This is a genomic window from Lancefieldella parvula (genome assembly GCF_963530955.1).
GTDB lineage: Bacteria > Actinomycetota > Coriobacteriia > Coriobacteriales > Atopobiaceae > Lancefieldella > Lancefieldella parvula_A.
Genome location: NZ_CAUSFQ010000028.1, coordinates 1 through 13,575 on the forward strand (window position 1 = coordinate 1; position 13,575 = coordinate 13,575).

The following is a 13,575-nucleotide window of genomic DNA, read 5'->3' on the forward strand; positions in this document are numbered from 1 at the left end:
CTATGCCGAGAAGGGCGGTCATCACCTCAACGTTAACGTATTTACTAAGGACACTCTTCTTGATGCTCAGGCACACCCAGAGAAGTATCCTCAGCTGACCATTCGCGTTTCTGGTTACGCTGTTAAGTTCAACTCCCTTACCAAAGAGCAGCAGGACGACGTTATTTCTCGTACCTTCCACGACGCTCTCTAAGGATTTCTTGTCCATGTCTTGTTCTGATACTCACATGGATCTCAATGACCCGCTCACAGTTTGTGGGCGGGTCCACTCTATTGAGACCTTCGGTACCGTAGATGGCCCTGGAACTCGCCTGGTTGTATTTACCCAGGGGTGTCCCATGCGCTGTGCCTATTGTCATAACCCAGATACCTGGCAATTTGGTATTGGAACAGAAAAATCAGTAAAAGAAATTCTTACCACCTTTAACCGTAATAGAGCCTTTTATAGAAACGGTGGAATTACGGCTACTGGCGGAGAACCGCTTGCTCAACCAGAGTTTGTTGGAGCTCTTTTTGAGGCAGCGCATAATGACTCTCGTGGGCGTATTCATACTTGTCTTGATTCTTCTGGCGTCGCATACAATCCAGATACTCCAGAGAAATTTGAGCGCGTGCTTGATAACACTGATTTAGTGCTTCTTGATATCAAACACTCTGATCCAAAGGGTCACATTAGTCTTTGCGAAGTTGGCTCAGAAAGACCACTTGCGTTTGGCGATGAGCTTAATCGTAGAGGTATTAAAGTTCTTATCAGACATGTAGTAGTACCTGGCATTACTGATACAACAGAAGAGCTTGCAGGTGTTGGTAGGATTATTGCTCATTGGGATAATGTTATTGGACTAGATGTACTGCCCTACCACGTAATGGGTGTAAAAAAGTACGAAGAGCTAGGCATCCCTTACAAACTTGCTGGCACTCCTGCCATGGATGGCAAAAAGATTCCTGAGCTGCGCAAGCAAATCCTTATTGCTCGTGCCCTTGAACGCAAAAAGCTTGGAAAACAGTAGATGTTAAAACACTTCTACTTAGATAATCTTTTACCAAAATAATAAATATTGAAAAAAATTTCAAATAAGAGTAAAGTTCTTACAAAGTAGCACTTATCTTTTCTCATCTGAGGAGGAGATATGTGGTATTGCAGGAGTCTTATCAAAACAGCTATTAGGCAACCTTTGTTATGGCTTGCTACCTGTATTTTTGCGGCTCTTTTACTAATTCCGGTTTTTACAAATCTAGATATATATAGCATAAATTTTGCTCGCAATGGTGTTGTAAGCGATGAATACGATTACCTTGTCAAACAAGCGGAAAGTTACGGCTCTGATCAGCGCTCATCGGAAAGTTTTAAAACCCTTGAAAAGCAAATAGAGCTGTTAGGGAACGTTAGGCTTGCCACAACAAGCGAGCAATTCTATCAAGCAAGCTTAACCTACTATTCATTTGTGTTATCAAACAATTTAGCTCTTAGGCTCTACGATAATGACTTTTATTATTTAGCTCAGAAAGCATTTTCTCAAAAGATGCAGCAAGTTCCATTAAGTAATCAATATGAGACTGAGAGTAAATTACCAGCTATACACTCAATTTCATACTCATTAAATAGATTGCCTATTGTTTTAAGATTTCTGCCAGCAATTGGAACCTTCATTGCTTTAGCTCAAATCACTTCTCGAGAAAAACTTCTTGGAAAAGATCAAATACCTTACCTGAAGCGTCTTTCTGGATGTATCGGCGCGTCTACGATTATTGCCTCCAGCATCTGTCTCTGTTCGTATATTCCCCTACTTACCATTGAATTGATGCATAACGGGATTGGATTAGCTTCTTATCCTGTTGTTCTAGTTCAGGCAGGAACCATTTACACTTCAGATGCTCTCCAGTGTGCCGTTTGGTCCGTTATATATACCGCGGTAACTAACATGTTTGTGTCCTTAGTTTTGATCTGCGCATTCTCTATTACCCGTAAGTTTCTTATTCCTCTAGTTATCTATTTGCTTGTAATTTGTTCATCTATCTTTGCAATGGGCCATTCTTCATATCATTTACTTTTAGGGTGGATTGAGTACCTACCTATTGGTTATTTAGATATTGGTGCAATAGTCGGCTTTGTTGGAGATGTTCAATTTTTTACAAACAAGATTGACTATGCTCAACCTCAACCTTTATATGGGTTACTCATATTCATACTATGGGCTGTTTTAATTATTTTCATAACGATCGGAATCAATAAACTCAGAAAATTATTACAAGCAGACTTAGTGGGTGAAATAAAAAATGCTTAATCTCAATGATGTTTCAATAGGCTATAAAGACAAGGTTATCTTGAATAATGTTACCTTTTCATTTAAGCCAGGGAGAGTCTACGGACTCATGGCTCCAAATGGCTTTGGAAAGAGTACCCTGCTAAAAACTCTAAATGGGGATATCGGTTTATTAAAATCAGGAGTAATAACTTGTGATGAAATATCAAGTATCGATACAGATATTTATGCTCAAAAGATCTATTACTCGCCTGAAGATAATTCAATTTTATATCCAACAATGAATGGAAAATTCCACCTAGAACTTGTCAAAAAGATATGGAGATCAGAGGCTGATATTGATACTCCCCTTAAAATGCTCGACGCATTAAATCTAAAATCTCAAAGAATCAGCAGATTCTCTCAGGGAATGAAAATGCAACTACAGCTTGCTATGGCCTTTGTTTCGCAATCGCCTTACATTCTCTTAGATGAACCGCTTAATGCACTTGATATACAACATGCAGAATATAGTTCACATCTAATTCAAACACTGGCAGAGCATGGTGCTTGCATTATCATTTCCTCTCACTTGCCAGAAGAATTAGATAGAGTGTGCAACTCCTTTATATTCATAAAAAACAAAACACTACAGCAAGTTAATACATGCAAAGAATCGAGGTCTTTATATCACAAGTTGTTTGACTGCTCAGCTAAATAAGGAGCTTATATGTGGCACCTAACATCTAATATGAAGCTATTGATGAAACACCCTTTCACATGGCTAGTAATTTGTGTCTTAACAGCTTATTTTTCTTCTATTCTTATTCAGCCATCTGAGTCTACATGGTTTATAGACTGGAATTCGCGTGAGGTTTTTAATGAAACCTATTTAAATTACAAGAGAGAATACGAGGAAGGGGTAGAGCAACAGATTCCTAACGATGACTTAATTCAATTAACTAAAAAACTCTCAATAACCTATGCTCTGGCAAACAGTCAGGATAGTTTAGATTTTGTACAAAGATACTTAGATTTCTTAAATAACCAACTAGAAGATGCGCAAAATGGGCTTCGCACAGCAGAATCCATATACGATTTGCAGGCTAAGCAACTATACTATGAGCATCTTTCGCGATTGGGAAATAGCGCACTCTACAAAGACGCGCAACAATACCCTTTGATTGAAATGATGGCGTCTCTGTTTTTAAATAGAACATCACTAGTCATTTATGCAGCTATCGGTATATTTTCATTTATCGCCGCAAAAAGTAGTCATAGAAATAAGCTATTGGGAAATAGGCAGCTAACCCTTGTAAGATTTCATATATCAAAATGCCTATCTATTCTTTTCACAGGAATGATTTCGTTCGCTATTTCTATTGCACCATTACTTTTATATGCACTGGTCCGTAATGGTTTAGGACGACCAGATTACCCTGTCGTATTTAGAAGAGGTGGCGAAATTATTTATTCGTCCGCGCTTCAAGTAATCACATCACAGCTTATACTCATTTTTTTGTTTTCGATTCTAGTCGTCGCCTGCTATGAATTGCTCTTGACTATTTCTAAAGAGCCAACTATTTCTCTTCTGATAATCTTCACCCTGTTATGCATCCCGTTTTATCCAAAATATTTCTTAACTCGAGACTTTCAACAGTCAATTATCAAATGGATACCACTCACATATTTAGATTCTAAGTCAATAGTGGGAGCCTTAGAAATCTTCCCTACCACAGATGTATTTAAGTCTGGAAGAATTTCGTATTTTGAAGTTTGTCTCGAAACGCTTCTATGGACCTTCATCTTGATACTTATGACTGTAATTATTGCTTTAGTTAATAAAGCAGTTATAAAAAGCAAATTGATAACACAAGGATGCTGTCAAACGAAAGGGGCTAGTAATGAAGATTGATAAACAACTAAAACATAGGCTTTCAATTGACAGCATCCTTGTTAGATACGCCGGCGAAAGTCGGCGTATCGTTTTCGGCGATTATTAACTCATTATTTAAACCATAGCTTGGAATGCGGTAAACTTACTAAGTTCACGCATTAATTTACTTCAAGGAGTCACTATGCCAAATGAAGGCAGTTATGAAGCAGCTGTACGCCGTTCTGATGAAATCCAGGCGGATTTAGCCGAGCATGCAGGAAAGTACAACATGCTTACTGGTGACCGTCCTACTGGAAGACTTCACCTTGGCCATTACTTTGGCACTATTGTTGAGCGCGTAAGACTCCAAAATCTTGGTGTTCATACCAATATTATTATTGCTGACTACCAGGTCATTACAGACAGAGACACCACTGAGCATATTGCAGACAATGTCTACAATATGGTTATTGATTATCTGGCCTGCGGAATTGATCCAGAGAAAACCATGATTTTCACGCATTCTGCAGTCCCAGCTCTCAATCAGCTCATGTTGCCGTTCCTCTCACTTGTTACCGAGTCTGAGCTTCATAGAAATCCAACTGTTAAGGCAGAGCAGGAAGCATCTGGACATGCTCTCACCGGTCTTCTCCTCACTTATCCTGTTCACCAGGCATGCGACATTCTTTTCTGCAAAGGAAATGTTGTTCCTGTTGGTCGCGATCAGTTGCCTCACATTGAGATTACCTCTAAGATTGCACGTCGCTTTAACGAGCGCTATGGAAAAGTATTCCCAGAGGTTTCTGGTCTTCTTACCTCTACCCCATTGATTCCTGGTCTTGATGGCCGCAAGATGAGTAAGTCTTATGGCAATGCTATCTCGCTTTCTATGACAGCTGAAGAAACCGCTAAGCTCATTAAAAAGTCCAAGACTGACTCAGAGCGCATGATTACCTTTGACCCAGACAACCGTCCTGGTGTCTCTGCGCTTCTCACCACTGCTGGCATTTGTACTGGCCGTGATCCAAAAGAGATTGCTGACGAGATTGGCATGGGCGGCGGCGGAGCACTCAAGGCTTACGTCATCGATGCCGTTAACACCTATTTTGAGCCAATTCGTCAGAGGCGTGCAGAGTTTGCAGCTCAGCCAGATCTTATTCGCGATATCCTCCACGACGGAAACGCTCGTGCTAACGTTATTGCTAACGCCACGCTCGACGAGGTTCGCGAAGCCATGGGAATGGTCTACTAAGTGTCTGAGCTCACCTTACATGTAGAGCGTATGAGCTATGGTCCAGACGCTATTGCCCATACATCAGAAGGTAAAACGGTCTTTATCTCTGGAGGCGCCGTCCCTGGAGATACCGTTAGTGTACAGATTACCGAGGATACAGACAGGTTTTCTCGCGCACAACTTGTAAAGGTTTTGGAAGCATCTGCATTCAGAGACCCTCAACCCAATCCATTTGTAGCGCTCACAGGCGCTACTCCATGGGGCAACATACTCTATGAGCAGCAACTTGTCGAGAAACGCAACGGCGTGATATCTGCTCTTGAACGCATTGGGCATTTTTCACACGACGATGTTTCTGAGCTGGTTAAAGACATTGTTTCTCCTGGTGAACCATGGGGCTATCGCAACAAAATTGAACTGGCATTTAAGCGCAATGGCAATAAAACGCTGGTAGGTATGTATGCACCTAATGGACAGGACATTGTTCGCATTAAAGACTGTCCGCTCTTAGATAAGAGCAACCAGAAGGCTGTTGGTGCCGTAAGCGGCGCCCTCTCCTATCTCTCGGGCTCTCACGAGCTTGATATAGAACGTATTGGCATCAGAGTGTCTAGACGCACTAAAGAGCTTGAGGTGGCGCTCTGGACCGCTCCGAGCGGCTTCCCACGCACACAAGTGGCGCGCATTTTAACTGATGCAGTCAAGGCAACAAGCGTTGTTCGTGTTATGACCAAAGGCCCCAGTAAAGCACGTCGTGTTGTAGGTGTAGAGCGCCTAAGTGGCTCAGGCTCATGGAGCGAGCTCATTGACGGCCAGAAAATGCAGCTTTCTGCTCCTTCTTTTTTCCAGGTCAATACCAAGGGTGCCGAGAAACTCGTTGAGCTTGTACTTTCTGGTTTGGATGTTCAGCCAGACGATGAGGCTATGGACCTTTATTGTGGAGCGGGAACCTTCACGCTTCCTCTGGCAAAACGTGCAGAATTTGTTTCTGCTGTTGAGGCCTATGGTCCAGCTGTTAGAGATCTTCGTCGAAACCTTGAATTGGCAAAGCTTGATAGCGTTGACGCAGTAGGCGGAGACGCAGGTAGAGAATTCCCTGATACAGATGCTGACGTTATTATTGTTGACCCACCTCGTGCGGGCCTTGCTCCTGAAGTAATACAGCAGCTTTCTGAACAGCCTGCACGTGCCATTGCATATGTTTCCTGTGATCCCGCAACACTTGCGCGTGACCTTAAGCGCTTTGTTGAGATTGGCTCATACAAACCTGTGAGCGTCACACCAGTAGACCTATTCCCACAGACCTTCCATGTGGAAAACGTTTGCCTGCTTAAACGGATATAAGTTCGGAGGTCCAATGGGATATATAAATTCCATCAAAATTGCCATGCTCGTCTTCCCTTTTTTGGCATTTTTGATTACCTTGCCCTACATGATTATCAACTACCGGAAATACGGTTCTGTCAATAAGCTTAGAACCTTGATTTTGTACTCCTTTATCCTGTATTTACTTACCATGTACTTCCTGGTAATTCTGCCGCTGCCAAATCCTGATACGATTCATTCCACCTACACGCAGATGCTTAACCTGGTTCCCTTTTCCTTTGTTTTGGATTTCTTAAAAGAAAGTCCTTTTGAAATTTCTAAGCCTGCTACGTGGATTTTGTCAGTAAAGGATCCAACGTTTTACGTTCCTGCTTTTAATGTTTTAATGCTTATACCTTTTGGCATGTATCTTCGTTATTACTTCAAATGTAGTTTCAAAAAGACACTTTTGCTTACTGCACTTCTTAGCTTGTTCTTTGAACTAACTCAGCTCTCAGGTCTTTATTTCTTATATCCAGGACCTTATCGTCTTGCCGATATTGACGATATTATTCAAAACACCACAGGTGGCTGCATTGGTTACGCTCTCGGAGCATTAGCAATGTGGTTGTTACCTTCAAGGGATAAAATTGACAAGGAAGCGCTTGAGGCTGGTTCGCAGGTTACACAAATTCGTGTTGGCCTATCACTGCTCATTGATACATTTATTGTGTCCATCCCTTATAACCTCTCAAACACCACACTTCCTTTTTCGCTCTTTATTGCTCTCTACTTTGCCATAGTTCCACTCTTTAATGGCAAAACACTTGGAAGCGCCTTATTACGTTTTAAACTCTCATACAAGAAGCAAAGAGTTTCTCGCACCATGCTAAGAGGTCTGCTCATCACAATCTATTTCTACCTGATTCCTAACGGCCTGCTGTTTTTGACTAATGAGTTTAATAAGACTCCAGACTCATTGCTCTTCCTGGAGCTAATCCCTATTTTGTTTGTTTCTTTAATTCTTTTCTTTATCATTACTGTCGTACTGATGCTTATGAACAGGCGCTTCTTGTTTGATCGACTGTTGGGCACCTACTACACAAGCACAGTACAAAATGAACAGCCTGCAGAAATTGATACGGTTGAAACTCAAGTAGAGGCTAAAAAAGACATTTAAGAGTATCAAATGTGTTTCCAAAAACAGACAAGAAAGGGACACGTGGATCTACTGATGAAAGAAGAAAGCGAAAGCCCTATTACCCTTTATACACCGTCTTTAGAAGATCTTTGGTTTCGCCAGAAGATGATGGCAGATGAAGAAACGATGTCATACAACCATGCCTGGGGAGGAACAATTCCCTTTCCAAAAGAAGTGTGGCATGGCTGGTATGATTTTTGGATTGTAAAGCATAAGAATAAACGTTATTACAGGTATTTAAAGGATGGCGGCGGCCATTTTATTGGAGAGGTCGCCTACCATTACGACAGTGATCAAAATCTCTATATGGCAGATGTCATAGTCTACGCACCATTTAGAAAAAGGGGCTATGGCAGCATTGGATTATATCTGCTCTGTAACGCTGCTAAACAGAACGGCATTAAGCTGCTCTACGATGATGTTGCCATAGATAATCCATCGGTCACTATGTTTTTAAAGAATGGATTTGTTGAAGAGTACAGAACTAGCGAAATTGTTATGCTCAAAAAAGAGCTATAAAAGAGTTCCTCAATAAGACAGTTGTACTAATTGGAGTGATTGTACTAAAAATTAAACCTTTTATATATGCAGGTCAGATGTGCACTTACCACTTCAAGTAATGTTCTTTCAATTATCTGCGCCTTTGTTGTTGCATAACAGCAAAGAAACGTGTAAAAAATACATTGCAATCAAGTACTCTTGAATGCAAGATAAGTATTACTCGAGTAAGGGGCTCGAGATACGGAGAGGAATGTATTATGAAGGCAACAGTTAATGAGGATTGCATCGGTTGCGGTCTCTGCGAGAGCACTGCTCCTGAGGTATTCGAGATCGGCGACGACGGTCTTGCTCACGCTATTGAGGAAGAGGTTCCTGAGGCTGCAGAGGACGCAGCACAGGAGGCTTGCGACGGCTGCCCAGTCACCGCTATTGAGCTTGACTAGTTTTTAGCTTAGCTTTTCTTTCTTAGCAAATAAGCCTGATGGGTTTCTCGCCTATCAGGCTTCTTTTTTGGGTACAGTATCAGCAAAACCTCAAATGATAGGAACACATATGATTCTTGCATCACAATCCCCTAGGCGTCTTGAGCTTATGCAGTCTATGGGAATAGATCCGCAGATTATGCCTGCTGATATTGATGAAGCTCAAAAAGTTGACGAGAAACCCCTTGCGCTGGTAAAGCGCCTGGCTCAAGAAAAAGCCATTGCAGTGTGTTATAAGCTCATGGAGCAGCCTAACTTTGAGCAGCTCAACAATGAGATTGTCCTTGCGGCAGACACCATTGTCTGGACAGACGACGGCCAGGTTTTTGGCAAGCCCGCAGACGCTGAAGACGCCAAACGCATGCTTTCTAAGCTTTCTGGTCAGACTCACCACGTATCCACTGGTGTTGCTCTGCGCCGCTTTAAGGCCTTCAAGTCCCCCTCTCCTAACGGAGCGCCCTCTGTTGTTGCCGTAGCGTTTGTGGAGACTACTGACGTCACGTTCTTTGAACTCTCTGAAGACGAGATTGCTGCCTACGTTACCTCGGGCGAGCCAATGGACAAGGCTGGAGCTTACGGCATTCAGGGAAATGGTCGCTATCTGGTTCAGAGTATTCAGGGAGATTACGAGAATGTCGTGGGACTTCCCGTCTCTTTGCTTTCTCGCGAGCTGGTTAAATTTACCGGCAATCATGACTATCTAGAGCATGCCCTTGCGGGTCGTAAGCACTAAAGCACCTCTGTAGATAAAGAAAACCCTCGTATCATCTTGAATACGAGGGTTTTTGCTTTTTAGATTTGCTCAAACATTTAGTTGAACTTAACAACCTTCTGAGCTACACGATAGCCACCAATGGTAACCGTCTTACCAATCTTACCAGGAAGGTTTGTAGCAGTGCCTACAAGACCGTAGCGAGCCTTGCGGTACATCTTCTTGTCATAAGCGCGAAGCTCATCCCAGAGCTCCTCAAGCTGGTCCATAGCGTCCTCACGGTCGCTCATCTTAGAGAAAACTGAGCAGATAGCCATGATGATAGTGAAGTAACTCATCATGTACGTCTGAAGACGTGGAGAAGAGATATCGTCGTAGATGTGATATGCGTGCATCATATTGCGCGCTACGCGCCAGTAGTGATCAACGCGGCTTGTTAAGACCTTCTCGTTAACTGATTGATCGTCTCGGCCAATGAAGTAACGATACAGGTCAACGTCCACGTAGTAGATGGTCTTTACCTTAGGGAATGGAACGTAGGCGTAAACATTATCTACATAGAAAGTGTGCTCAGGCATCTGAATGTTTGCAGAGCGCAGAACCTCAACGCGGTACGTAATTGCGTGCATCAGAAGGTACTGAGACAGCTTGAAGCGGCCAATCTCTTCCCAGCCAATAATCTTGTTAGTAGGAACCGCGTCGCGATAGTCTACAAAGTTTTGGGTATTATCCTCAACGTGCTCGTAGACGTAGTTTGAGAGTACCAGGTCAACAGGGTTATCGGAGGCAATAAAAGTACGAAGTTGCTGAAGGAAGGTCTTCAGAGCATCACCATCTACCCAGTCATCTGAGTCAATGTTTTTGAAGTACACGCCATCAGCATGAGAAACAGCCTTCATAACAGCAATGCCGTGGCCGCCGTTTTCCTGATGGACTGCCTTAATGATGTTTGGATAACGCTCCTGCCATGCATCAGCCTTAGCAGCAGTGTCATCTTTTACAGAACCGTCGTCAACAATAACAATCTGCACGTCATCGGCATAATCAGAGCCCTCAAGAATAGACTCAATACAGTGATCCATGTACTCCGAAGAGTTATAGCATGGAATACCAAAAGTGATTGTCTTTTTCATGCAAGCTCCCTATGCCTGATGAGCAATAAGCTCGTCAGAGAGTTCCAGTGCAGAAGCAACAACGCCATCCATATCGTAGTAACGATACTCAGCAAGGCGACCAACTGCGTGGAAGTTCAGAATGCCAGAAGTGCGCTCCTTGTAAGAGCGATAGAGCTCCTGATTTTCTGGCTCGAGAATAGCGTAATAAGGAGTCTGACCACTCTCTGGAACATATGCGTGTGAGTACTCACGCATGATGGTAGTTTTACCAGGAAGAACCTGACCAGTCATGTTCTTAAACTCAGTGATACGAGTAAAGTCCTCGCTGGTAGTGTAATTGACGGTACCAACAGGCTGGAACTGGTCCTGATCAAGCGTCTCAAACTGCATATCAAGCGTACGATAAGGCAGAGCACCCTGATCAAGGTTGAAGAGCTCATCCAGAGGTCCGGTGTAGATTACCTCACCTGCAAATGGTTTCTCGCAAACAGACACGTTAGAAGCGCTGAGCTTCATGATGTCACGAACATCAACATCCAAAAAGACGTCAATCAAGTCATGGTCAAGCATGTTTTCAAAGAGCTTGGTGTAGCCCTCTTTTGGCATGCCCTGATAGGTTGCACCTGGGAAATAGCGGTCGTCATCACCAACAAAGATTGGAACGCGGCCCGTGATGGACTTGTCAATCTGGTCTGGAGTCTTACCCCACTGCTTCATGGTGTAGTGCAGAAAAACGTTCTCGTAAACGTAGTCAGCAATCTCTTCCAGATCTGGATCGTTCTTCTCGCGAAGCTCCATGATAGGAACTTTAACGTTCTCACCAAACGTAAGAACCAGCTTCTGATAGAGTTTCTCGCCACGCTCTTCTCCAAAGGCAAGCTTCAAAGACTGGTGGTTAAAAGGAACAGGCATCAGCTGGCCGTTAATGTTTGCTAGAACTTTGTGCTGGTAGTTAGTCCACTCAGTAAAGCGCGAGAGGAACTGGTGAACGCGGTCACTCATGGTGTGATAGATGTGTGGACCGTACTCGTGAACAAGAACGCCCGCGTCATCAAGGCGATCGTAAGCGTTGCCGGCAATGTGATTTCTGCGCTCAAAGATTGCCACCTTTGAATTGCAGTTTTCTGCCATACGACGAGCAACAACTGCGCCTGCATAGCCAGCTCCAACAACAATAACATCGTAGTTGTCGGGGTTAAAACCGGCAGGAAGACCATGATTGATAGACATGTAAACCTCCGTGTGCGCCTAAGTGCGCAGGATTTGTATGTGAAACTTCACTCATTTTAACACGCGTCTATAAAGTGAGCCACGCGGGGCGCAAAGCTCTGCCGTTAGGCGTAAAATATGCAACTGGTATGAAAATGCATTTCTTGGCTTTTTGTGTCTAGCTTTTATACAAACTACAAGCTGAGAAGTGCAAAATTCAACGAGGCACAGATGTCAAAGTATGATTGGAGCACGACACATGAGCAAGTTTCTTGACCGTATGAAAGAAACCGCTAAGTCCGACGTAAAGACTATTGTTCTTCCAGAGGGCGAGGACCAGCGTACCATCGATGCAGCTAAGAAGATTGTTGCAGAAGGTATTGCAAAGGTCATTATTCTGGGCAATCCTGAGCAGATTGATGTTCCAGGAGCAACTGTGGTAGATCCTGCTACTGACGAGCGCCATGAGGCATATGCTCAGAAGTTTGCTGAACTTCGTGCTCGCAAGGGCGTCACCATTGAGGAAGCTCGCAAGCAGATGAATGACGCTACCTACTTTGCAACCATGATGGTTAAGATGGGCGACGCTGACGGCCTGGTTTCTGGCGCTTGCCACTCTACCGCAAACACCCTAAGGCCTGCACTGCAGATCATCAAGACCGCTCCTGGTACCAAGCTTGTTTCTGCATTCTTTATCATGAGCACTTCAACTGACTTTGGTGAGGACGGCACCCTGCTCTTTGCTGACTGCGGTCTTAACATTGATCCATCTGCAGAGGAGCTATCCGAGATTGCTCTTGCTTCCGCTGATTCTTGGCGCGCATTCATGAGCGACGAGCCTCGCGTTGCCATGCTCTCCTACTCCACTATGGGCTCTGCTGGCGGTGCATCTGCGGAGTAGGTCCAGGAGGCCACAAAGCTTGCTCACGAGAAGAACGCTGAGCTTGCACTCGACGGTGATCTTCAGCTTGACGCAGCTCTTGTTCCTGAGGTTGGTAAGCTCAAGGCCCCATTCTCTAAGGTTGCAGGAAACGCAAACATCCTGGTCTTCCCTAACCTTGAGGCTGGAAACATTGGCTACAAGCTTGTTCAGCGCTTCAGTGGTGCTGAGGCATACGGTCCAATTCTTCAGGGCATTGCTCGTCCTGTTAACGACCTCTCTCGTGGTTGCTCCGCTGACGATATTGTTGGTGTTGTTGCAATCACCGCTGTTCAGGCTCAGATGGCAGACAACAACTAGTCTTTCTGCACTTCTAACTTGGTATACTAAGCCAGTCTCAAAAGAGGCTGGCTTATTCTTTAGCTGGAGGTATCTATGTCTGAAATTATTTCTATTTCTAACGGCTCCCTTACTGCTTCAATTGACACCATGGGCGCGCAGCTCATGAGCTTGCTAAAAGGCGAGTCGGAATACCTCTGGCAAGGAGATTCCAACTGGTGGCCAAGACGTGCTCCCATCCTCTTCCCCATTGTTGGCGTTCTCAAAGACGGTGAAGCAGAGTCTGCAGAAGGCACCATCTCTCTTGCCCGTCATGGACTTGCTCGCCTCAACCAGTTTGAGGTTGTCGAACAGAGTACCACCTCTGTAACACTCCAGCTAAAAAGTACCGAAGAGACTCTCAAGTCTTATCCCTATGACTTTGAACTTAAGCTGATCTTCTCGGTAGCTGGCGATACACTGACACAATCGTATAAGG

Annotated in this window: 13 protein-coding genes and 2 pseudogenes; 13 read left to right on the plus strand and 2 right to left on the minus strand. The window is 43.9% G+C overall.

Annotated features, from left to right (window positions below; genetic code table 11):
* The 11 genes from RWJ43_RS03240 to RWJ43_RS03290 all read left to right on the plus strand — a co-directional run.
* Window positions 1-193: autonomous glycyl radical cofactor GrcA (locus RWJ43_RS03240; protein WP_314007697.1), on the plus strand; the 193-nt coding region annotated here is incomplete at its 5' end.
* A gap of 13 nt (window positions 194-206) precedes the next feature.
* A complete protein-coding gene (pflA, locus tag RWJ43_RS03245) occupies window positions 207-1,010 on the plus strand; it encodes a pyruvate formate-lyase-activating protein (RefSeq protein WP_314007700.1) in 804 nt (267 codons plus the stop codon).
* A 120-nt stretch (window positions 1,011-1,130) separates the two neighbouring features.
* On the plus strand, window positions 1,131-2,285 hold the full coding sequence (locus RWJ43_RS03250) for a hypothetical protein (RefSeq protein ID WP_314007703.1): 1,155 nt from the start codon (window positions 1,131-1,133) through the stop codon (window positions 2,283-2,285).
* Entirely contained in the window at window positions 2,278-2,964 is a 687-nt protein-coding gene (locus RWJ43_RS03255) for an ABC transporter ATP-binding protein (RefSeq protein WP_314007706.1), read from the plus strand. Before RWJ43_RS03250 ends, RWJ43_RS03255 begins: the two co-directional genes overlap by 8 nt.
* 9 nt (window positions 2,965-2,973) lie before the next feature.
* Window positions 2,974-4,158 carry a hypothetical protein gene (locus RWJ43_RS03260; protein ID WP_314007708.1) on the plus strand — a complete coding sequence of 395 codons (1,185 nt, stop codon included), beginning with the start codon at window positions 2,974-2,976 and terminating at the stop codon, window positions 4,156-4,158.
* A gap of 163 nt (window positions 4,159-4,321) precedes the next feature.
* Window positions 4,322-5,371 carry a tryptophan--tRNA ligase gene (gene trpS, locus RWJ43_RS03265; RefSeq protein WP_314007711.1) on the plus strand — a complete coding sequence of 350 codons (1,050 nt, stop codon included), beginning with the start codon at window positions 4,322-4,324 and terminating at the stop codon, window positions 5,369-5,371.
* Window positions 5,372-6,697, plus strand: coding sequence for a 23S rRNA (uracil(1939)-C(5))-methyltransferase RlmD (rlmD, locus tag RWJ43_RS03270; protein WP_314007714.1), 1,326 nt, complete (start codon window positions 5,372-5,374; stop codon window positions 6,695-6,697).
* A 13-nt stretch (window positions 6,698-6,710) separates the two neighbouring features.
* A complete protein-coding gene (locus RWJ43_RS03275) occupies window positions 6,711-7,838 on the plus strand; it encodes a VanZ family protein (protein ID WP_314007716.1) in 1,128 nt (375 codons plus the stop codon).
* A 54-nt stretch (window positions 7,839-7,892) separates the two neighbouring features.
* Window positions 7,893-8,378: a GNAT family N-acetyltransferase gene (locus RWJ43_RS03280; RefSeq protein WP_314007719.1), complete on the plus strand. Its 486-nt coding sequence runs from the start codon at window positions 7,893-7,895 to the stop codon at window positions 8,376-8,378.
* A 239-nt stretch (window positions 8,379-8,617) separates the two neighbouring features.
* Window positions 8,618-8,803, plus strand: a complete 186-nt coding sequence (locus RWJ43_RS03285) for a ferredoxin (protein WP_035433296.1) — start codon at window positions 8,618-8,620, stop codon at window positions 8,801-8,803.
* A 109-nt stretch (window positions 8,804-8,912) separates the two neighbouring features.
* On the plus strand, window positions 8,913-9,575 hold the full coding sequence (locus RWJ43_RS03290) for a Maf family protein (protein ID WP_314007722.1): 663 nt from the start codon (window positions 8,913-8,915) through the stop codon (window positions 9,573-9,575).
* Between the two features lie 77 nt (window positions 9,576-9,652).
* Here RWJ43_RS03290 and RWJ43_RS03295 read toward each other — a convergent pair whose 3' ends face one another.
* Together RWJ43_RS03295 and glf are read right to left on the minus strand one after the other, a co-directional pair.
* Window positions 9,653-10,687 carry a glycosyltransferase family 2 protein gene (locus RWJ43_RS03295; protein ID WP_314007725.1) on the minus strand — a complete coding sequence of 345 codons (1,035 nt, stop codon included), beginning with the start codon at window positions 10,685-10,687 and terminating at the stop codon, window positions 9,653-9,655.
* 9 nt (window positions 10,688-10,696) lie between these two features.
* Window positions 10,697-11,899 (minus strand): UDP-galactopyranose mutase, encoded by a 1,203-nt coding sequence (glf, locus tag RWJ43_RS03300; RefSeq protein ID WP_314007727.1) that lies wholly within the window; start codon window positions 11,897-11,899, stop codon window positions 10,697-10,699.
* Between the two features lie 238 nt (window positions 11,900-12,137).
* On the opposite strand from glf, the pseudogene pta reads away from it, so the two are divergent.
* Together pta and RWJ43_RS03310 are read left to right on the plus strand one after the other, a co-directional pair.
* Window positions 12,138-13,118: pseudogene (pta, locus tag RWJ43_RS03305) on the plus strand (phosphate acetyltransferase).
* Between the two features lie 75 nt (window positions 13,119-13,193).
* Window positions 13,194-13,575 (plus strand): annotated as a pseudogene (locus RWJ43_RS03310) (aldose 1-epimerase family protein); the annotation flags it as partial.

What these genes read in the sequence shown, in the direction of transcription:
- pflA (WP_314007700.1), top strand. Translation starts at nt 207, where the DNA reads ATGTCTTGTTCTGATACTCACATGGATCTCAATGACCCGCTCACAGTT.
- RWJ43_RS03250 (WP_314007703.1), top strand. Translation starts at nt 1,131, where the DNA reads ATGTGGTATTGCAGGAGTCTTATCAAAACAGCTATTAGGCAACCTTTG.
- RWJ43_RS03255 (WP_314007706.1), top strand. Translation starts at nt 2,278, where the DNA reads ATGCTTAATCTCAATGATGTTTCAATAGGCTATAAAGACAAGGTTATC.
- RWJ43_RS03260 (WP_314007708.1), top strand. Translation starts at nt 2,974, where the DNA reads ATGTGGCACCTAACATCTAATATGAAGCTATTGATGAAACACCCTTTC.
- trpS (WP_314007711.1), top strand. Translation starts at nt 4,322, where the DNA reads ATGCCAAATGAAGGCAGTTATGAAGCAGCTGTACGCCGTTCTGATGAA.
- RWJ43_RS03275 (WP_314007716.1), top strand. Translation starts at nt 6,711, where the DNA reads ATGGGATATATAAATTCCATCAAAATTGCCATGCTCGTCTTCCCTTTT.
- RWJ43_RS03280 (WP_314007719.1), top strand. Translation starts at nt 7,893, where the DNA reads ATGAAAGAAGAAAGCGAAAGCCCTATTACCCTTTATACACCGTCTTTA.
- RWJ43_RS03285 (WP_035433296.1), top strand. Translation starts at nt 8,618, where the DNA reads ATGAAGGCAACAGTTAATGAGGATTGCATCGGTTGCGGTCTCTGCGAG.
- RWJ43_RS03290 (WP_314007722.1), top strand. Translation starts at nt 8,913, where the DNA reads ATGATTCTTGCATCACAATCCCCTAGGCGTCTTGAGCTTATGCAGTCT.
- RWJ43_RS03295 (WP_314007725.1), bottom strand. Translation starts at nt 10,687, where the DNA reads ATGAAAAAGACAATCACTTTTGGTATTCCATGCTATAACTCTTCGGAG.
- glf (WP_314007727.1), bottom strand. Translation starts at nt 11,899, where the DNA reads ATGTCTATCAATCATGGTCTTCCTGCCGGTTTTAACCCCGACAACTAC.